This window comes from Nocardia elegans NBRC 108235, from assembly GCF_001612845.1.
Classification (GTDB): Bacteria; Actinomycetota; Actinomycetes; order Mycobacteriales; family Mycobacteriaceae; genus Nocardia; species Nocardia nova.
Genome location: NZ_BDBF01000022.1, coordinates 90,589 through 109,354, shown reverse-complemented (window position 1 = coordinate 109,354; position 18,766 = coordinate 90,589). Strand labels below are relative to the sequence as shown.

The window sequence follows — 18,766 nt, the reverse complement described above, 5'->3', positions numbered from 1 at the left end:
GTGGAGGAGGTATCGAATTCACCCTCGGCGGATGAGGCGCACCGCCGCGACCGTATCGCACAGGCGGCACGGCGATCGCCGGCGCGTGACCGGCCGCCCATGGCTGGGCGCGCCGATTCCGGTGCGCGGCTACGGCGCGTCCCGAAAGACCCGGCGCCGCAGTCCGTTTGCCGGGTCAGGCGAGGGTGCGCAACCAGCCGTGATTGTCGGCGAACGTGCCGCGCTGAATCCCGGTCAGCGTGTCGCGCAGCGCCATCGTGACCTCGCCGGGCTCACCGCCGCCGATCTCGAATTCGCCCTCGGCGGACTGCACCCAGCCGACCGGGGTGATGACCGCGGCGGTACCGCACGCGAAAACCTCGGTGATCTCGCCGGATTCGGCGCCGTTGCGCCATTCCTCGACCGACACCTTGCGTTCCTCGACCGGATAACCGGAGTCGGCGGCGAGGGTCAGCAGACTGTCGCGGGTGATGCCCGGCAGCAGCGACCCCGACAGCTCCGGGGTGACCAACCGGGCCTCGGAACCGGAACCGTAGACGAAGAACAGGTTGTTGGTGCCCATTTCCTCGACGTACTTGCGCTCGCAGGCGTCGAGCCACACGACCTGGTCGCAGCCCTTGTCGGTGGCCTGCTGCTGCGCCAGCAGCGAGGACGCGTAGTTGCCGGCGACCTTGGCCTCACCGGTACCGCCGGGGGCGGCGCGCACGTATTCGGTGGACAGCCACACCCGCACCGGCTTCACGCCACGCGGAAAATACGCTCCCGCAGGCGATCCCAGCAGCAGATACTTGTAGCCGGACGCGGGCTTCACGCCGAGTCCCGCCTCGGTGGCGAACATGAACGGCCGCAGATACAGCGACTCCTCACCACCGGCCGCGGGCACCCAGTCCGCGTCGATCTCGAGTAGCTGGCGCACCGATTCGATGAACAACTCCTCCGGCAGCTCTGCCATCGCCAGTCGTCGCGCCGACCGCTGGAACCGCGCCGCGTTGGCATCGATGCGGAAGGTGGCGATACTGCCGTCGGCCTGCCGATACGCCTTGAGACCCTCGAAGATGGCCTGACCGTAGTGGAACACCATCGTCGCCGGATCCATCGACAGCGGCCCGTACGGTTCGACCCGCGCATTGGTCCACTGCCCGTCGAGATAGTCGATCGACACCATGTGGTCGGTGAAGTAGCGACCGAACCCGGGCGCCGCCAGAATCTCCGTGCGCCGATCCGCCGGAACTGGGGCGGGATGCGGGGTACGAGTGAACTGTGCAGCGACTGTCATGACCTCGATACTAGAACTGCGGTCGTCGACGCCGATGCTCGGACCTGCGTGGAGACCGGCCGAGCAGCGATCGAGAATCCCGACAATCGGGGCATAATCCCCAGTCGAGGGCGTCCGATGCGAGGTATTCGTCCCGCAACGGCCCCTCCGGAGAGAGCCGCGTCCCAATCGCGCAGCACACTCACGGCCACCGGACCCTCCACTCCGGAAACGTCATGATTTCCGCCACACGCAGAGGGTCCGCGACCGCCGTTCAGGAGGTGTGCGGCGTCACGAACGGCGGGCGCACCACTTCGGCGCGCAACCGGCGGCCGCGCACATCGACCTCGACCTCGTCGCCCGGCTCCAGTCCGGCCTCGGTATCCAGCAGTGCCAAGGCGATGCCGACCTTGAGGCTCGGCGAGAAGGTGCCCGAGGTGGTCTCACCGACGGCCTCCTCACCTCGAAGCACCGTCTGACCCTGACGCAGCACACCGCGATCGAGCGCCTTGAGCCCCAGCAGGACTCGCCGTGGGCCCGCCGACTTCTCCTGTGTCAGAGCCGCTTTGCCCCAGAACTCCGGCTTCTTCCAGCCGACCGCCCAGCCCGCGCGGGCCTGCACCGGCGAAATCTCCGGCGACAGCTCGTGGCCGTGCAGCGGATAGCCCATCTCGGTGCGCAGCGTGTCGCGCGCACCCAGTCCGGCCGGCTGCCCGCCCGCCGCGTCGACCCGGGCCACCAGCGCGCGGAAAACCGCCTCCGCGTCGGCCCAGCGCGGCAGCAGTTCATAGCCGTGTTCACCGGTGTATCCGGTGCGGCAGACGCGCACCGGACGGCCGTCCCACTCGGCATCGGCGAATGCCATGTACTCCATATCGGTCGGAAGGCCCAGCGCGGCAAGCACTTCCGCCGATTTCGGGCCCTGCACCGCGAAGACCGCGTACTCGCGGTGCTCGTCGGTGATCGTGATGCCCTCCGGCGCGGCCTTGCGCAACTCCGCCACCACCGCGGCGGTATTGGCCGCATTCGGCACCAGGAAGATCTCGTCGTCGGAGACGTAGTAGGCGATCAGATCGTCGATCACCCCGCCCTGCTCGGTGCAGCACAGCGTGTACTGCGCCTTCCCGGGCCCGACGCGGCCGAGATCGTTGGTCAGCGCCGCGTTCACGAACGCCGCCGCCCCCGCGCCGCGCACGGTCGCCTTACCGAGGTGGCTCACATCGAAAACACCGACGGTGGTCCGCACGGAGGTGTGCTCGGCGACGGTCCCCGCGTACTGCACCGGCATCTCCCACCCCCCGAACGGGGCGAAGGTCGCGCCCAGCTCCGCGTGGACGGCGTGGATAGGGCCCTGCTGCAGCGTCTCGTCGGTCACCCGGCGAGCTTATCGAGCGCCGGCGGCTCGCGGTCCGCGCCCGGGCGGCTGTGTCGGGTCGGTCACTGTGCGGCGCGGGGTGGCGGCGGGTCAGCCGTGCTCGTGCGTGTCGAACTCGGCGAGCGGGTCCGCCTCGAGCAGTGCGTCCCCGTGCTCCTCCACCCACGCGCCGAGTGCTCGCATCGGGCCCTCGACGAGGCTCAGCCCGAGCGGCGTCAACGCGTATTCGACCCGCGGTGGCGCTTGTGCGTAGCGGTGACGCTCGATCAGGCCGTGGCCGAGCAGCCGGCGCAGGGCCTCGGTGAGCGCCTTGTCGCTGATGCCGCCGATCTCGGCCCGCAATTCGCTGCGCCGGCGCGCTCCGCCGAGCAGTCCGACCAGCACCACCGGATCCCAGGTGTGTGCGAAAAGGTCTGTGGCCGCGCGCAATCGGCAATCGGCGACCAGTTCGCCCGCATGCTCGTCGTAACCGCTCATCCCGTGATGATCACCCATCCGTCGCGCACCGATCGGTGCGTATCGGCCGTCCTACCGTAGCGCCGGATCGACAACTCGAAGGAGCACACGATGCGAATCACGATTCTCGGCACCGGCACCTTGGCCGAGGCACTGGGCCGCCGATGGGCCCGCGCCGGACACGAGATCACGGTGGCCGGGCGTTCGATGGACAAGGCCGAGGCGCTCGCGCGGCGGCTCGGTGCCGATGTGCGGGCCGTGCCGCTGACGGAGATCGGGGCCGGCGGAAAGGTGGTCGCGCACGCTCCGGCGGCGGCTTACCCAGCGACAGTCACGGGCGGCGCAGACGCTGGAGGAGGGGCGGGCGCGAGAAGAACTGCGGACGCGGTATTGCTGGCGGTGGCCTACACCGGAGTCGAGGAGGTTCTGCGCGCGGTGGGCGCGCCCGGTGGTGCGCTGTCGGGTCTCACCGTCATCGATGCGACCAATGCGATCGACCATGGGGTCGGCGTGCTGCGCCTGCCGTCCGGCACCTCGCATGCGCAGCGCGTGGCCGAACTCGCGCCGGGAGCCCACGTGGTCAAGGCGTTCCACCTGTTCCCCAGCGAACAGTGGGCCGCACCCGAAGCCGACGCGACCGCCGATACCGGATCGACTCACCGACCGCCCTCGGTCACGATCTGCGGCGACGCCCCGGCCGCCCTGCGCACCACCGAACACCTGGTACGCGACGTCGGCGCCGTACCGGTGGTGCTGGGCGGTCTGGACCGCGCACGTCAGCTGGAGGAGGCCGCCGGTTTCGTCATCGCGCTGGCCTTCTCCGGCGTGGACCCCAGCCGGGCGGTGCCGGCCATGCCCACCCCGTAGTTCGATAGTCGCGGCCCGCGTGCTCGTCATCGCAGCGAGAGAAACCTCGCAACCCGGCCGCGGCGGAGGTGAGATCGGAGCAACCGCCTTTCTACACAGGGCAACCCGTCGGCGACACACAACTAACGGAGGTGAAACACGCCGCTGATTTCCTGTTTTCATGCGAATCTCGTCACTTTTCTCGAAATCGTCCGCAGCCCCGTCCGCGCCCGCCCCGTCGATCTACGAGCAGATCGGCGGGCACGAAGCATTGGAAACCGTCGTCGAGGACTTCTATGTCCGCGTCCTCGCCGACGAGGATCTCGCCGGCTTCTTCACCGGCACCAACATGTCGAGGCTGAAGGGGCGCCAGGTGGAATTCTTCGCCGCAGCCCTCGGCGGCCCCGAACCGTACACCGGCGCCCCGATGAAGCAGGTCCACCAGGGCCGCGGCATCACCATGCACCACTTCAACCTCGTCGCCGGCCACCTCACCGACGCCCTGACGGACGCCGGCGTTCCGGAGCCGACCGTCGGCGAAATCATCGGCGCCATCGCACCTTTGGCGCCGGAGATCGCCTCCGACGCACCCGTGTCGTGAGCTGCGCTCGCGGGTGACCGCACCGGGTCGGCCGCCGCCCGCTCCTGCCCCGCGCACAGGATCGACGGCGGCCGAGCGACATCCCGACCGGGCCGTCTCCGGCAGACGACCCGACCGGGCAAAACGAAACACATTGCCGGCGACCGTTCATCCGGCCTCGAAGGAGTCGTCGCCGGACGGGGAAACGATCCGGAACAACAGGGCGGCCGCCTCGAACAACGCCCACGAGCGCGTGTCGATTTCGGCCTCCCGCGCCGCGAGTGCGGCCGACACGTCACCACCTCGAAAAGCCCGTAGGGCAGACAGCAGATCGCGCAGCGCCGGTATGCGATATCCGGCGAGCCGGAGCTGATGGGCGATCCGCGCATCGCGCACATCGTCCGGCGCGTACAGCCGCGCACCGCGCGCCCCGGCCCGGCCGGGCACGACCAGTCCTTCCGCATCCCAGTGCCGCAATGTCGACGGCCGCACACCGAGCGCGCCCGCCAGTTCGGACACCGTCATCGAGTCGGCGGATGTCGCATCCCCGATCGGTTCGTCCGCGATCGCCGCGGCCGCTCGCTTCGCCAGCCGCAGTTCCCGGCGCTGTGCGTCGAGGCGCGCGTGCGCGGCATCCAGCAGCGCGGGCAATGGTTGCCCGGAATGCGTCGCGCGCAGAACATCTCTCGCCTCGGCGGGCCCGACGGCCACCGCCAGCAGCCGATACGCGTGGGCCGACAGCACATGCACCCGACGGTAGCTGCGATACCCGGACGGACCGCGCTCGACCGAAGGCAGCACACCGTCGCGTTCGAGGTTGCGAATCTGCTGAACGGAACAGCCGGCCCGCCGCGCCACATCCACGGTTCGCAGACCAGTGGATGTGCGACTTGTCATCACGCGACCTGCCATTCCGATGGAAGAAGTCTCCACAAGCACTTCAATGAAACGCTAGAGCAATGGAGATCAACGAGATCATCGAATTCGTCGAAAACCTCGGCGGCGTCGTGACGCTGAGTCCCCGGCCCGGCGACGGCACCCCCGAAATCAGCTGGGGCGATACCTTCTTCTATTACGCCCCCGACGGCGTGGTACCCCGCACCCAGCCCTTCGCCACCATCGTCACCAAGGATTATCCGGACGACGGATCATCGCGCCTGGACCGCCCGAACATGTTCCGCCTCAACATCTTCGCGGGCAAAGAGGCCTTCATCGAACGAACCGGCCACACGCCGCGCGACCAGGCCGCGATCCCGGCCGACCCGAGCCTCGCCGACACCCTGTTCCCCCACCCCCTCTACGGGACACAGGCCTGGCTCGCCGTCGTGAACCCGGGCCCGCGAACCGCCACCGCCGTCGCCGACCTCCTGCGCTGCGCCCACCGCATCGCCCGCAGCCGATACGAGCGCCGAGAATCACACGCGGACAACTAAGGTCGTCGTCCGGCCGTGACCTACCGTCCCAACCACGCCAACGCGGCCACGACCAGTGCTTCCGTCCCGGTTCGCAGCGTCGGCTCGATCACCGGCGCGAAATTCGGCGAGTGGTTGACCGGGATATCCTGCATGACGCGGCCGGCCTGCAGTGCGGCCTGGAACTCCTCCGGGTCGGTTCCGCCCACGCCCCAGTAGGTGTACGGCACGCCGAGGGCGTTCGGGATATCGCTGAAATCCTCACTGGCGCTGGCCATCGGCATTTCCGTGGCGTGGTCGCCGAAGTAGGCGGCGAAGGCCTCGGCCACGCGGGCGGTGGCGCCGGGCTCGTTGTCGGTCAACGGAAATCGGTCGAACAGTTCGAATTCCGGGTCGCGTGGCGAGCCCGAGGCTTGGCACTCCGCGGTGACTATCCGGCGGATCGCGTCGAGGATCGTGGTGCGGGTGGTCTCGTTGTAGGTGCGCACATTCAGTTGCAGCACAGCGTGATCGGAGATCACATTGCTCTTGGTACCCGCGTTGATGCTGCCGACGGTCAGCACCGCCGTCTCGGTCGGCGCCACCTCGCGCGAGACGACCATCTGCAGCCGGAGCACGATCATCGATGCCAGCACGACCGGGTCGATGGTGGCTTGCGGCATCGACCCGTGCCCGCCTCGCCCGTACACCGTGATGCGCATACTGTCGGCCGCGGCCATGGTCGGCCCGCTGCGAGTGGCGACGGAACCGGCCGGCGTGGGCAGCACATGCTGGCCGAGCGCGACATCCAGTCGCGGTAGTACCTTCGCCAGTCCGTCGTCGACCATCCCGCGCGCCCCGTCGCCGACCTCTTCGGCCGGCTGGAACAGCGCCACCAGCGTCCCGTGCCAGTGGCCGGTCTGCTCGGCCATCAGCTGCGCGGCGCCCAGCAGGCAGGTGACGTGCACGTCGTGGCCGCACGCGTGCATCACCGGCACCTCGTTGCCGTCCTTGTCGACAGCGGAAACCGTACTGGCATAGGGCAATCCGGTCGCCTCACGCACCGGCAGCGCGTCGATGTCGGCGCGCAGCAGCACCCCCGGCCCGTCACCGTTGCGCAGAATTCCGACGACTCCCGTTCCACCGATCCCTTCGTGCACGTCGTAACCCAGCGACCGCAACTTCTCCGCGATCAGTCCGGCCGTGCGATGTTCTCGATGCGACAGCTCCGGATGGGCGTGCAAGTCGCGGTAGAACTCCTCCTGCCACCCACGGATGTCGTCCAGACCCGCCAGTACCGAGCTATCCCGCGTGGTCGAGGTCATCACCTCTCCTTTCGCCGACCGTAACGCAATCGTTCGGGCCAACTCACCTGCTCGGGAAGCATCCATCCACGCCACCGCGCCAGCAGGCACAATCCCGCGCCGACCACCGTCGCCGCGATCGAACCCGCCGTCGCGTGGCCGGAATACCAGATGATCACCAGTGTCGCACTGGCCAGCAGCGCACCGGTGGCATACAGCGTGTTACCCCCGAAAATCGTCGGCACCCGGCCCACCGCGATATCGCGTACCACCCCACCCCCGACCGCTGTCGTCGTTCCCAGCAACACCGCCGGCAGCCACCCGAGCCCGACTTCGAGCGTCTTCTGCGCACCGACCGCCGCCCAGCAGCCCAGCGCCAGGGCATCCACCCAGGGAAACAGCCGGTCCCACAATCGGCCCTCGAACCGGAACATGAAGGCGATCGACGCCCCGAACAGGGCGGTCAGCAGGTAGGCGTAGTCGACCAGCGCCACCGGCGTCCCCCGCTGCAGCAGCGTGTCCCGGATGATGCCGCCACCCAGCCCCGAAGCGGTAGCGAGCACGGCGAATCCGATCGGGTCGAACCGGAACGTGCGCGCCACCGCCCCGCCGAGCATCGCGTTGGCGAACACACCGGTCAGATCGAGGGCGCGCAGCAATTCGGGGACGGTATCCGACACTGCCGCCATCGACCCCGTTCCTTCCGCGATATCCGCCGCACCCGCTATCGGCACGGTACCCGCCGGTCAGCGAATCGACCGGGAACCGGCGGCCCTCGTGGTGCCCGGCCGGCCGCGCGCACCCACTCGACACCGCCCTGAATCCTTCCCGCCCTCGATCGCTCTCATAACCGTGCGGGCAACCGGGCCCGCGTAACCGAAGGAGTCGACATGGTTGTCGCCGTCATCGCCGTGGTGGTCGCGGCCGTATTACTGTGCAGCTGCATGCTGGTTCTGCGGCGGAGGCGTACCCGTGGCTGAGTGCACGAGATCGGCCTGGCCGGAGGAACATCTGGTCGCGGCGGCCCGCGACGGCGACGAGTCCGCCGTCGCCGCCCTGGTTTCCGGTTCCTATCCGCACGTCCAGCGCTTCGCCCATTCCTTGTGCGCGAGCAGTCAGGACGCCGAGGACGCCGCGCAGGAGGCGATGCTGGTCCTGTTCCGAAAAATCGGCACGCTGCGAGCGGCGGGTGCGCTGGCTTCGTGGATGTTTCGCATCGTGCGCAACGAGTGCTTGCGGCGGCTAGGCACAGCCGTGCACCGGGAACCGGACGCGGAGATCGCGGCGGCCTCGGCGGAGGACGATGTGCTGGCTCGGCTGGAAATCGAGCGAATCGCCGCGGCGATCGCGGCGCTGCCCGCCGATCAGCGCCGAGTCCTGATCATGCGCGACGTCCAAGGCCTGCCGGGCGGCATGGTGGCCCGCACGCTCGGATTGAGCACGGCGGCAATGAAATCCAGACTGCACCGAGCCCGGGCTACTGTTCGCGCACAACTCGGGATGCCGGATCGGGGGCTGCGGCCGTGAAGGACGATGCCGGACACCAGAACACGTTCGCCAGCCGCTCGGTCCCGGTCCACCTGGGACGCGGGCTGTTGGGTTTCGGCCTGATCGCCGCGTCGATCGCGCTGATCCCCGCCGCGGGACCGGCCGCCCTGCTCCTGCTGCCCGCCGGTGTGGTCGCGCTGCGCGGCTGCCCCACCTGCTGGCTGATCGGCCTGGCGCAGACGGTGTCGCGCGGCAGAATCGAGCGACAGTGTGCGCAAGGACGGTGCCGAGCCCGCTTGTAACCAACAGATTGCCCGTTCGAAAAATATTCATTTGAATGTTGTCAAACGGAATCAGCTCTCCTACCTTGAGTTTTGCTGCTGATCGGATGACGTAGGACAGTGCAGTCGACAGAGTTCCGAAGTGTCGCAGCGTTCGTTGCAAGGAGATCTGACGATGAACACTTCCCCGACACCGCCGGCCTCCGGCGTTCCACCGACGCGGTGGAACCGCTTCCAGACGTGGGCCGCCAAGGACAACATCGAGGACTATTCGCTGCGTTACGCCCCGCGCACCTTCCGCCGCTGGACGCCGATGGCGTGCGGGGTCGCCGCCCTCGGCGGAATCGCCTATCTCGCCGACTATTCCATCGGCGCGTCCATCGCGGTCAGCCACGGCAGCGCCAGCGCGATCGTCGCGATTCTGGTCGCGGCGGCCACGATCTTCCTCACGGGCATCCCGATCGCGTACTACGCCGCGAAATACAACGTGGACATGGACCTGCTGACCCGCGGCGCGGGTTTCGGCTACTTCGGATCCACGCTCACCAGCCTCATCTACGCCAGCTTCTGTTTCATCTTCTTCGCGCTCGAGGGCGCCATCATGGCGCAGGCGATGAAGCTGACCTTCCACATACCCTTGCCGATCGGGTACATCCTGGGCTCGGTCCTCATCATTCCCCTTGTGCTGTACGGGATGTCGGCGCTGGCGAAGTTCCAGGTGTGGACCCAGCCGCTGTGGCTGGTGCTGTTCGTGGCGCCGATCGCGATGATTCTGATCGCCGATCCACACGGGGCCGACGGCTTCCTGTCCTGGACCGGCGACGGCGGCAGCCAACGGGTCGGCGCGATCGCCGTCGGTGCGGGAGCCGGCGTCGCGTTGTCGCTGATCGCGCAGATCGGTGAACAGGTGGACTACCTGCGGTTCATGCCGGAGAAGTCGGAGACCCCGCCGCTGAAATGGTGGTCGGCGGTGCTGCTGGCAGGCCCGGGATGGGTGATTCTCGGTGCGGCCAAACAGATTTCGGGCGCCTTCCTGGCCTTCTACGTGGTCGGCCAGGTCGGGTTCACCCGCGCGACCGAACCGATCGAGCAGTTCCTGGGCGGTTACGGTGCGGTCCTGCACAACCACGGCGTCGCGCTGGGCGTCGCGACGGTGATGGTGCTGCTGTCGCAGGTGAAGATCAACGTCACCAACGCCTATTCGGGTTCGCTGTCGTGGTCGAACTTCTTCAGCCGGGCCCTGCACATCCATCCGGGCCGGGTGGTGTGGCTGGCGCTGCACATCGCGATCGCGCTGACACTGATGCTGTGCAATATGTTCTCGCTGCTCAACACCATCCTCGGCTTCTACTCGAATGTGGCGATCGCCTGGATCGGCGCTATCGTCGCGGATCTGGTGATCAACAAGGGACTGCTGAAGATCAGCCCGCCGTACGTGGAGTTCAAGCGGGCCTATCTGTACGCGATCAATCCGGTGGGCTTCGTCTCGATGCTGGTGGCCTCGGCGGTCTCGATCGCCGCGTTCTTCGGCGCGTTCGGCGAGTTCTGCCAGGCCTGGTCGCCGTACCTCGCGCTGGCGGTCGCGATGGTGCTCGCCCCGGTCATCGCGGTCGCCACGAAGGGCAAATACTATCTGGCACGCAAGAATCCGCTGCGCGAGGAGATCGAGCGGGAACCGCTGTGGGCCGGGCAGACGTTGCTCGACATCGTCGACGGCAAGCGCTACGAACTCCCCGACATGGTGCACGACTGCCCCTTCCACGGCGGCACGGTGTCGTCGCTGACCTGCACGCTCACCAAGGGCTGCCACGAGCAGTGCCAGTCGGCCACCCATCAGGATCCGGTATCCACCTCCGCCGACCTCGGCTTGCGGCAATCCACACCGGCGCTGTAATCCCCGCAGCGACAGCGGAACAGGGAAGGTTCGCGTGCGGTCGGAAAAGCCGGGGATCGAGGCTGTCGAGCCTCGATCCCCGGCGCCCGGATCACCGGCCTCGCGGTGTCAGGTCCGCCACCAGCCCGAAGTCGAGCGCATCCACGTCGGCGAGATACACCGGCTGCGTCGTGTGCGCACCGCGAACCCGCACCTCGCCGCGCGGGCCCTGATAGCTGACCCCGGCCGCGGCACGCTCGATGGCGCCCACGTCGAGGCTGCCCGCCCGTTCGGCCAGCGCGGCCAGCAGAAGCATTCCCTCGTAACAGGATTCGCCGATGTTGGTCAACGTCGGCGCCTCCGCGCCGAACAGCCGCTCATATCGCGCGCCGAACTCCATCGACGGCGCCGACGCGACGCCCTCGAGATATCCGCAGGCCGTGAACAGGCCGTGCGTACCCGCCGCACCGCTGGCGTACAGCACATCCTCGCCGATCATCATGGCGAGCCGGATGCGGTCGCGATCCAGGCCGGCACGGGCGTAGGCGCGATTGAACGCCGCGGCGTCGGCGCCGACCATGAGCATGAGCACCCCCTCGGCGGACGAGGTCCGGATCGTCTCGAGAACACCACGAAACTCCCGCCCACCGAGTGGCACGAATGCCGAGCCGACCACCTCGATTCCGAGTACGGACGCGAAATCCTTCGTCACGCGCGCGGTCTCGCGCGGCCAGACGTAGTCGTTGCCGACGATGCACCAGCGCCGGACGCCGGATTCGGCGCGCAACCATCGCAGTGCGGGGAACAACTGCCGATCGGGCGTCTCCCCGACCATGTACACCCCGGCCGCATCCTCCCCACCCTCGTAGAACGTCGTATAGATATAGGGAACCCGGCCCGCCGTATGCGGGGTGATCGCGCGCCGGGCATCCGACAGATGCCAGCCGACCACCGCGTCGACCGCACCGGAACTCACCAAGCGCCGCACGCGAGCGGCCAGCACCGGCAGCGGAGCACCGGCGTCGACGGCATGCAGCCGCACCGGCCGGTCCAGAATCCCGCCCGCGGCATCGAGATCGGCGGCGGCGAGGGCGGCGCACGCTTCACACGACGGCCCGAACATGCCCGCCGGACCGCTGAGTGGCACCACGAGGGCGATGTCCACGGTCGGCCGGCGGGCACGTGCCCATTGCCCGTACGGCATCGCAACCACCACCGTATATTTTCATCTGAAAATTACCCATACGGCGCTGTATACTCGTCCTCAATGGACGGTAGCAGCGCAGGGGACGCACTGGAAGAATTCGCGCGCCTGTTACGACGCGCATCACAGCAGCTCGACGAGGCGATCACGGCACGGCTCGGTGAGCCGACCGTCGCCCGCTGGCACGTGCTGGCGGCGCTGTACGGCGGGTCCGGCCTGTCGATGTCGGAGCTGTCCGAACTCACCCCGTTGACCGGCGCCAGCCTCACCCGGCTGATCGACGCGATGGTGTCGGACAATCTGGTGCAACGCAAGGTGGATCCGCTCGATCGGCGCCGCGTGCTCGTATCCCGCACGCGCCGTGGGACTCTCGTTTATCAGAAGATGCGGCGGAGTCTCGAGAACACCGCCCTCGAGACGATCCCCGGCGCCCGGCCACAGCTGATCGGCGAGCTCACGACTTTGCTGGAGTTCCTGCGGGCCGAGCACCCCGAGACACCGATCGGGGCGTCCCGGCCCACCGGTTGATCGGCCCCGCCTGTCGTTCACCGGCCGTCAGCGCGCGGCATGCGGCACGCCGGGGCCGGGGTCGACGGTGACCGGCCCGGAAGCCGTGGGGGTGACCGGGAAATCGAAGATCGCGGTCGGGATGTACACCGTCGCACAGGCATTCGGGATGTCGACCACTCCGGAGAACCGGCCCTCGATCGGCGCGGCCCCGAGGATCAGATACGCCTGCTCGCGGCTGTAGCCGAACGAGCTGAGATAGTCGATCGCGTGCAGACAGGCACGCTGGAACGCCAATTGCGAATCCAGATACCGCTGCTCACCATCGAGCGTCACCGACGTGCCGGAGAAGGCCAGGTATTCGGAATAGACCGGTCCCTCGTTGCCGGGCAGGAAGATCGCGTTCTCGGTGACGCCGTAGCGGCTCATCCCGTCCTTGATCAGGTCCACCCGCAGATCGATGTAACCGCCCATCTCGATCGCCCCGCAGAAGGTGATCTCACCGTCGCCCTGGGAGAAGTGCAGGTCGCCCACCGACAGGTTCGCACCCTCGACGAATACCGGATAGAACACCCGGCTGCCCCGGGTGAAATTCTTGATGTCCTGGTTGCCGCCGTTCTCGCGCGGCGGGGCGGTGCGCGCGGCCTCGGCGGCGACCCGGTCGAAGTCGGCGCCGGTCAGCGAACCGAGCACGGCATCGCGCGGCAATGGCGGCAGCGCCAGGGGCGGCACCCGCTCGGGGTCGGTGGCGATCAGCGCGGCCTCGCGAGCATTCCACGACGAGAGCAATGCCGCCGACGGCGCGCTGCCCATCAGGCCGGGATGCTGAATGCCGGTGAAGCTGACGCCCGGGATGTGCCGGGAGGTGGCCGTGTGGCCGCTGAAATCCCAGATCGCCTTGTAGGCATCGGGAAACTGCTCGGTGAGGAAGCCGCCGCCGTTGTCGGTGGCGAAGATCCCGGTGTATCCCCAGCCCTGCCCGGCCAGCGGCCCGGAGTCCTCCTGCGGAATGGGCCCGATGTCGAGGATGTCGACGATCAGCAGGTCGCCCGGCTGTGCCCCCTCGATCGCGAACGGACCGGACAGGCAGTGCACCGTACTGAGCGGGGCGTCGAGGATGTCGGCGGCGGAGTCGTCGTTGACGATGGCGCCGTCGAACCATTCGCGGACGTGGACGCGGAATTCGTCGCCCGGCCTGACGGTCGCGACCGCCGGGATGTCGGGGTGCCACCGGTTGTGGCCGACCAGCGTTTGCTCGGTGAACTTCTTGCTGGAGTCGAGGGGAAAGATCAGCTCGGGCATGGCGGTTCTGCTTTCGGTCAGGGACGCGGCAGGCGACGATGGCGGGGGTCGGCGGTCGTCGGGCGAGAGGTCCGGCGCTGCGGTACGGCGCCGACGACGGCCGGCTCGGACGCGGTGCGCGCGGTCGCGTCGAGCATCCGGACGGCGGCCGAACGCCGCACCAACCCACCCCCGGGGCGCCGCACCGCGGCCTGCGCACACCGCGGGCACGCCACGCTCGCGGGCACCTCGGCCATGCGGTAGGACCGGTCGAACAGCCCGCATCCGCGACAGCTGAACTGATACAGCGGCATGGACCCACCTCCCATTGCTTTCAGATGAAATATTTTCTGGACAGAATCTACGGTTCCGGGTGTTACCGGATCATTGGTCGTGCGTGAACTTCTCGTTTCGATGACGACGCGCGATGGCGAGCCGCCGGCACGCGCCCTTCCCCACCCCTGGCCGGTCCCGCCGGATTGACAGCTGTCCACACGCGGATTCAAGATCGACCGACCTCTGTAGATGTACTCGCGAGGGGCGCAAAAGCTGTTGTGCCCCTTGGCGACTCTTTCGAGTATGGGTTCTGGTGAATGGTTGAGGTAGTAACAGCGCGGCCGGAAACCTCCGGCGGGCAGCGGGAGAACCTGCGGCGGCGACGCGGGCGATCATGGTGGGGCGCGGCGGCCGCGGTGACGAGCGGCGTGCTGTTACTGGTGTGGCAGGCGGCGCAGTACGGCATCTGGCTGGTCGACGACGCCGGAATCACGTTCGCGTATGCGCGCAGTGTCGCCGAGGGTGCCGGGCCGGTACTGCAACCCGGCGCGCAACCGGTCGAGGGATTCTCCGATCCCACCTGGCTCGCGGTGCTGGTGCTGGGCAAATGGTGCGGCTTGTTCGACTCCGGCGCCCTGTTCGGCATCCCGGACTTCGTCTTCTACCCCAAGGCGATCGCGGCACTGTGCTGCGCCGGAATCCTCCTCTGCTGCTACGTCGCCGCCCGGCGGGTGTCGCGATGGCCCGCGGTGGTGACGTTCGTGACCGGCGCCGTGCTCGCCGCGATTCCGTCCTTCGTGATCTGGTGTTTCTCCGGCCTGGAGAACTCGCTGTTCGCGCTGGCGGTATGCGCTCTCGCCGTCCGCCTGTTCCTGGCGGTGCTGGACGAGCGGCTGTGGACACCCGCGGTGGCCGTGACGGCCGGTGCGATAGCGGCGTTCGCGGCGCTGACCCGTCCCGACGGCCTGATCTACCTCGCGGCGTACCCCCTGGTCTCGGTGATCCTGGTTCGCCGTGCCACCTGGCCCGTCGCACTTCGTCATGTGCTGTATTCCGGTGCGGCGTTCGCGATTCCGTTCGGGGCGTATCTGGCGTGGCGGGTCAGCGAGTTCGGCCGGCTCGTCGCGAATACGGCGGTCGCCAAGAATCAGGCGATGCCGACCGTGCACGACCTCACCAGGGCAGGCGATCTGGTGCAGTACGCGGGCGCGCCCGCCGTGGTCGCGGCCGTCGGCGTGGCCGGGCTCGCCCTGGCCGGCCCGAGCAGAATCCGTAACGGCCTTCTCGCCCTGCTGGTTCCGCTGACGCTGGCGATCACCGGCTACTGCGTGCTGCAACCGGATTGGATGGGGCAGTTCCGATTCGCCACTCCGGTGTGGGCGCTCGCCGCGCTCGTCGTCGTGCTCTCGGCGACCGAGGTTCTGACCCGGCTGCGCACCCGGGGCCGGGCCCTCGTCGCGCTGACGCTGGTCGCCGCCATGATCCCCTCCGGTGTCGCCCTGGCGGACGCCGCCGACTCGTACCGTGCCGATTCCGATATCCCGTTGTGCTGGATAGCCTTTCGCTTCGGCCGCTACTTCAACGGGTACGCCGACATCCTCGACCTGCAGCAGGGCACATTGCTCGCCCCCGACATGGGCGGAAGCGCGCTGACCTCTCGACTGCGGCTGATCGATATGGCAGGACTCGCCGATGCCCGGATCGCGGACATCTACGCGGGCAAGGCCGACATCGGATTGGCCGACTACGTATTCGAGGATCTGAAGCCGACTTTCGTCCACACTCACGGCGTCTGGATGCAGAACGGATTGACCGTCGATCCGCGTATGGACCGCGACTACTACCGGATTCAGCAGTCTCAGAACCTCGCCAGTCCGGACGAGGACTGGGTTCGCAAGGATGTGGTGCGCGGCGACAAGCAACTCGGGCAACTGCGCCGGTACTCGGCCGAGGTCCTTCCGCACCTGTTGTCGGACTACCAGAAGACCGGTGACTGCGGAACGGTGCTACGACCGGGTCAGACGGTCGAGCGCAGGCGGGAGGGGAACGCTCCCTAGAGCGGACGCCGTTTCCGGCCCCGAATCCGGCAAACCGTTACGGTTGTCCCGTGACCGGCACGTGGACCGCACTCAACCCGACGAGTGGGTCTGCGCTGCTGGCCAACTTCGGGGCGCTGGCCGTACTGGCCGGAACCTTCGCCGAGTCGGGGCTACTGGTGGTCGGGTTCTTCCTTCCGGGCGACACCTTGATCTTCCCCGCCGGCATCCTGTGCGCGGGCGGGACCCATTCCGGCCCCCACCTCATCCTGTGGCAGGTATTGCTCTGCGCCGCAGTGGGTTCGATCGCCGGCGCGCAGGCCGGATACGTCTTCGGCAAACACGGCGGCCGCGCCGTCCTGCACCGCACATCGAACTCCGGAGTGCACACCGTGGTGGCCCGCGGCGAACGCTGGCTCGACCGGTACGGCGCGCGCCGGGCGATCGTGATCGGCCGCTTCGTGCCGATGGTCCGGACGGTCATCAGCCCGGTGGCCGGGGTGCTCGACGTGCCCACGCGCACGTTCACGCTGTGGCAGATCGTCGGCGCGATCGTATGGTCGCAGAGTTTGGTCCTGCTGGGTTACTGGCTCGGGGCGTCGGTGCCGAACGTCGACAAGTATCTGCTGCCCGCGGTCGCGGTCATCGTCGTGGTGTCGCTGTTGCCGCTGCTCGGGCAGCTGCGCAAACGCTCGTAGCCGAGGTCACTCCGGCGTAGCGCCCCGGCGCGGGCGCGGCCCGATCTGATCGAGCAGATCGTTGACCTCGTCGCCGAACCCGTTGCCGACCGGCTTCGGCGTCTTGTTGGGGAACCGGCGCGTAACGTGTTCCTCGGCCGCGGATCCCGGCAATACGTAGACGGTTTCCGCTTTGTTCTGCAACGGGCGCACCACCTCGTCGAGATGCGTTTTCCGGTCGTCGAGGAAGGCGCCGATCACATCTTCGCCGGCCGGGCATACGGCCATGCAGTAGCCGGCCTTGTAGTTGGGTTTGAACGACAGGCTCTGCCACATCGAGAACGATTCACCCCTGGTCACCCGCTCGCGGTAGTCGTCGCGGTCGGCGCTGTCGGCGACGGTTTCGGCCCAGTCGGTGAAGCCGCCCATGAACTCGCGATAGTTGTGGGTGTAGCAGGCCTGGAAATCGAAACCACCGTCGTTGGTGATCGCGCCGACCGGGCACGCGGAGACGCACAACTTGCATTCGAGGCACGGATTGAAGTCCAGCGCCGGACTCGGCTCATCGACCACCGCGTCGGTCACCACGGTGCCGAGCAGGATGAAATTGCCGAACTTCGGATGAATGACGTTGCGGTGAATCCCCATGACTCCCAGGCCCGCCGCCTCGGCCACCACCTTGTGCGCGAGCACCCATACCCGCCCCGGAAACTGTTCGACCTCCATCGGATATCCGGGCGCCGGATAGACCGCGCGGTAGCCGGCCTCCTCGAGGGCCCGGGTGATGCGCCGCGACACCACGTTCGTCTCGTCGTCTGCATGGTTGAACTCGGCGTTGGCGAGGCTGCGCATCGGACTGCGCAGATTGTCGCGGTTCATCCGGAGACAGAAGGCCACGAAGGTGCGGGCCGAGGGCAGGATGCCGCGCGCGTGCTCGCGTTCCTCCGCCACCCTCGGTTCGTCGACGGACACGAAGCCCACATCGTCGGCTCCGGCAGCGAGGCAGATCTCCCGCAGCCGCTCAGCGCTCAGCACCGGATCCGGCGCCTTTCTCGCCTGTGCGGCAAGGTTTTTCACGGTCGGATGCTCCGCGTAGCGCCCTGCCTCGGTCGGCTCCCGGTCAGTTGACGACATCACGCCCTCCTATCTCCACGAGACGTATGGCCTCGAAGAGATAGACGAATCCGGTGACCGGAATTCATCGCCGGTCTCCGCTGCGGCCGCAGACGTTATCGAACCGCAACCGGGGATGTGATGTCGAAGAGCACTGCGAAGCAACGGCTTTCGGATCTCAGCCGAATTGACGCCGGACCGCGGCGACGAGCCACTCCTCGTAGCGTTCCATACTCCATCCGCCCTGCAGGACGAGCTGCTGATGACTTTCGGGCGACCAGAGGAAGGACAGCTCGTCGGCCGCGGTCTCGGAATCGAGGTCGGCCCGGGCGATTCCGCGTTCGAGCAACATGCCGACCACGGTGCGGTAGTCCTGCTTGCGGCGCGTCAGCAGTCCGGCCAGCGCCTCGGCGACGGCGGCATCGGCGTTGGCGGCGCTCAGGAACTCCGTCCACAGCACACTGGTGCGAGCGTTCGCCGCGGCAACGAAGCTCGCGGCCGCCCGCAGAAAGGCGTCGTGGTCGGCGATGGCGTTGACCTCGACCGCGGCATCGCTGTCGGAGACGGGTGCCTCCCCCTCCTCGCCCGCGAACGCCTGCTCGAAGGCGCCCAGCAGCAGATTGCGCTTGGGGCCGTTGGCCTTCACGGTTTCGGTCGAGACTCCGGCGCGCGAGCCGACATCGGCCAGCGACGTGCCGCTGTAGCCGCGCTCCACGAAGCAGGCCGCCGCGGCGTCGAGCACACGGCGGCGGGTCGCCGCGGCCTGTTCACTGCGCAGGGCGGATCGGTAGGTCCGGGTGGCGGTCTTGTCACTCATCTCAAT

Annotated in this window: 20 protein-coding genes; 9 read left to right on the top strand and 11 right to left on the bottom strand. The window is 68.0% G+C overall.

All coding sequences use genetic code 11. The annotated features are described in order from the left end of the window. Positions 1 to 175 precede the first annotated feature (175 nt). From NE2_RS17560 to NE2_RS17550, 3 genes are all read right to left on the bottom strand, one after another. A complete protein-coding gene (locus NE2_RS17560; RefSeq protein WP_063027495.1) occupies positions 176 to 1,276 on the bottom strand; it encodes a branched-chain amino acid aminotransferase in 1,101 nt (366 codons plus the stop codon). A gap of 253 nt (positions 1,277 to 1,529) precedes the next feature. Next, positions 1,530 to 2,630 (bottom strand): glycine cleavage system aminomethyltransferase GcvT, encoded by a 1,101-nt coding sequence (gene gcvT / locus NE2_RS17555; RefSeq protein WP_063027493.1) that lies wholly within the window; start codon positions 2,628 to 2,630, stop codon positions 1,530 to 1,532. A 90-nt stretch (positions 2,631 to 2,720) separates the two neighbouring features. After that, complete coding sequence (locus NE2_RS17550; RefSeq protein WP_218018620.1) at positions 2,721 to 3,107, bottom strand: winged helix-turn-helix transcriptional regulator; 387 nt, start codon at positions 3,105 to 3,107, stop codon at positions 2,721 to 2,723. 90 nt (positions 3,108 to 3,197) lie between these two features. Here NE2_RS17550 and NE2_RS17545 point away from each other — a divergent pair, with 90 nt between their 5' ends. Beyond that, entirely contained in the window at positions 3,198 to 3,953 is a 756-nt protein-coding gene (locus tag NE2_RS17545; RefSeq protein ID WP_063027489.1) for an NADPH-dependent F420 reductase, read from the top strand. A 160-nt stretch (positions 3,954 to 4,113) separates the two neighbouring features. After that, complete coding sequence (locus NE2_RS17540) at positions 4,114 to 4,533, top strand: group I truncated hemoglobin (RefSeq protein ID WP_030514801.1); 420 nt, start codon at positions 4,114 to 4,116, stop codon at positions 4,531 to 4,533. A gap of 147 nt (positions 4,534 to 4,680) precedes the next feature. Here the strand turns inward: NE2_RS17540 and NE2_RS17535 are convergent, their stop codons facing one another. Further along, positions 4,681 to 5,409, bottom strand: a complete 729-nt coding sequence (locus tag NE2_RS17535; RefSeq protein ID WP_063027487.1) for a MerR family transcriptional regulator — start codon at positions 5,407 to 5,409, stop codon at positions 4,681 to 4,683. Between the two features lie 62 nt (positions 5,410 to 5,471). Here NE2_RS17535 and NE2_RS17530 point away from each other — a divergent pair, with 62 nt between their 5' ends. Then, positions 5,472 to 5,945, top strand: coding sequence for a DUF6194 family protein (locus tag NE2_RS17530; protein WP_063027485.1), 474 nt, complete (start codon positions 5,472 to 5,474; stop codon positions 5,943 to 5,945). 20 nt (positions 5,946 to 5,965) lie between these two features. Here the strand turns inward: NE2_RS17530 and NE2_RS17525 are convergent, their stop codons facing one another. Beyond that, positions 5,966 to 7,228, bottom strand: coding sequence for a M20 family metallopeptidase (locus tag NE2_RS17525; RefSeq protein WP_063027483.1), 1,263 nt, complete (start codon positions 7,226 to 7,228; stop codon positions 5,966 to 5,968). Then, entirely contained in the window at positions 7,228 to 7,896 is a 669-nt protein-coding gene (locus NE2_RS17520) for a trimeric intracellular cation channel family protein (protein ID WP_063016025.1), read from the bottom strand. The genes NE2_RS17525 and NE2_RS17520 overlap by 1 nt, the downstream gene beginning before the upstream one ends. 283 nt (positions 7,897 to 8,179) lie before the next feature. Here NE2_RS17520 and NE2_RS17515 point away from each other — a divergent pair, with 283 nt between their 5' ends. The 3 genes from NE2_RS17515 to NE2_RS17505 all read left to right on the top strand — a co-directional run bounded on the left by NE2_RS17515 (position 8,180) and on the right by NE2_RS17505 (position 10,870). Continuing rightward, positions 8,180 to 8,734, top strand: coding sequence for an RNA polymerase sigma factor (locus tag NE2_RS17515; RefSeq protein WP_063027481.1), 555 nt, complete (start codon positions 8,180 to 8,182; stop codon positions 8,732 to 8,734). Continuing rightward, complete coding sequence (locus NE2_RS17510) at positions 8,731 to 8,997, top strand: hypothetical protein (RefSeq protein ID WP_063027479.1); 267 nt, start codon at positions 8,731 to 8,733, stop codon at positions 8,995 to 8,997. The genes NE2_RS17515 and NE2_RS17510 overlap by 4 nt, the downstream gene beginning before the upstream one ends. Before the next feature lie 154 nt (positions 8,998 to 9,151). Further along, positions 9,152 to 10,870 (top strand): purine-cytosine permease family protein, encoded by a 1,719-nt coding sequence (locus NE2_RS17505; protein ID WP_063027477.1) that lies wholly within the window; start codon positions 9,152 to 9,154, stop codon positions 10,868 to 10,870. Between the two features lie 91 nt (positions 10,871 to 10,961). On the opposite strand, the gene NE2_RS17500 is transcribed toward NE2_RS17505, so the two are convergent. Beyond that, on the bottom strand, positions 10,962 to 12,053 hold the full coding sequence (locus tag NE2_RS17500) for a substrate-binding domain-containing protein (RefSeq protein WP_063027475.1): 1,092 nt from the start codon (positions 12,051 to 12,053) through the stop codon (positions 10,962 to 10,964). Between the two features lie 63 nt (positions 12,054 to 12,116). Here NE2_RS17500 and NE2_RS17495 point away from each other — a divergent pair, with 63 nt between their 5' ends. Beyond that, on the top strand, positions 12,117 to 12,581 hold the full coding sequence (locus NE2_RS17495) for a MarR family winged helix-turn-helix transcriptional regulator (RefSeq protein WP_063027473.1): 465 nt from the start codon (positions 12,117 to 12,119) through the stop codon (positions 12,579 to 12,581). 27 nt (positions 12,582 to 12,608) lie between these two features. On the opposite strand, the gene fmdA is transcribed toward NE2_RS17495, so the two are convergent. Both fmdA and NE2_RS17485 read right to left on the bottom strand, forming a co-directional pair. After that, positions 12,609 to 13,862, bottom strand: coding sequence for a formamidase (fmdA, locus tag NE2_RS17490; RefSeq protein WP_063027471.1), 1,254 nt, complete (start codon positions 13,860 to 13,862; stop codon positions 12,609 to 12,611). A gap of 17 nt (positions 13,863 to 13,879) precedes the next feature. Then, a complete protein-coding gene (locus tag NE2_RS17485; RefSeq protein WP_063027469.1) occupies positions 13,880 to 14,155 on the bottom strand; it encodes an FmdB family zinc ribbon protein in 276 nt (91 codons plus the stop codon). Positions 14,156 to 14,434: 279 nt separating this feature from the next. Between NE2_RS17485 and NE2_RS17480 the strand changes: the two genes are divergently transcribed. Further along, positions 14,435 to 16,174, top strand: a complete 1,740-nt coding sequence (locus NE2_RS17480; RefSeq protein WP_233429813.1) for a hypothetical protein — start codon at positions 14,435 to 14,437, stop codon at positions 16,172 to 16,174. A gap of 50 nt (positions 16,175 to 16,224) precedes the next feature. Then, positions 16,225 to 16,851: a DedA family protein gene (locus NE2_RS17475; RefSeq protein WP_063027465.1), complete on the top strand. Its 627-nt coding sequence runs from the start codon at positions 16,225 to 16,227 to the stop codon at positions 16,849 to 16,851. Between the two features lie 6 nt (positions 16,852 to 16,857). On the opposite strand, the gene NE2_RS17470 is transcribed toward NE2_RS17475, so the two are convergent. Together NE2_RS17470 and NE2_RS17465 are read right to left on the bottom strand one after the other, a co-directional pair. Beyond that, positions 16,858 to 17,964: an epoxyqueuosine reductase gene (locus tag NE2_RS17470; RefSeq protein ID WP_063909411.1), complete on the bottom strand. Its 1,107-nt coding sequence runs from the start codon at positions 17,962 to 17,964 to the stop codon at positions 16,858 to 16,860. 157 nt (positions 17,965 to 18,121) lie between these two features. Beyond that, positions 18,122 to 18,760: a TetR/AcrR family transcriptional regulator gene (locus NE2_RS17465; protein ID WP_063027463.1), complete on the bottom strand. Its 639-nt coding sequence runs from the start codon at positions 18,758 to 18,760 to the stop codon at positions 18,122 to 18,124. Positions 18,761 to 18,766: the final 6 nt, after the last annotated feature.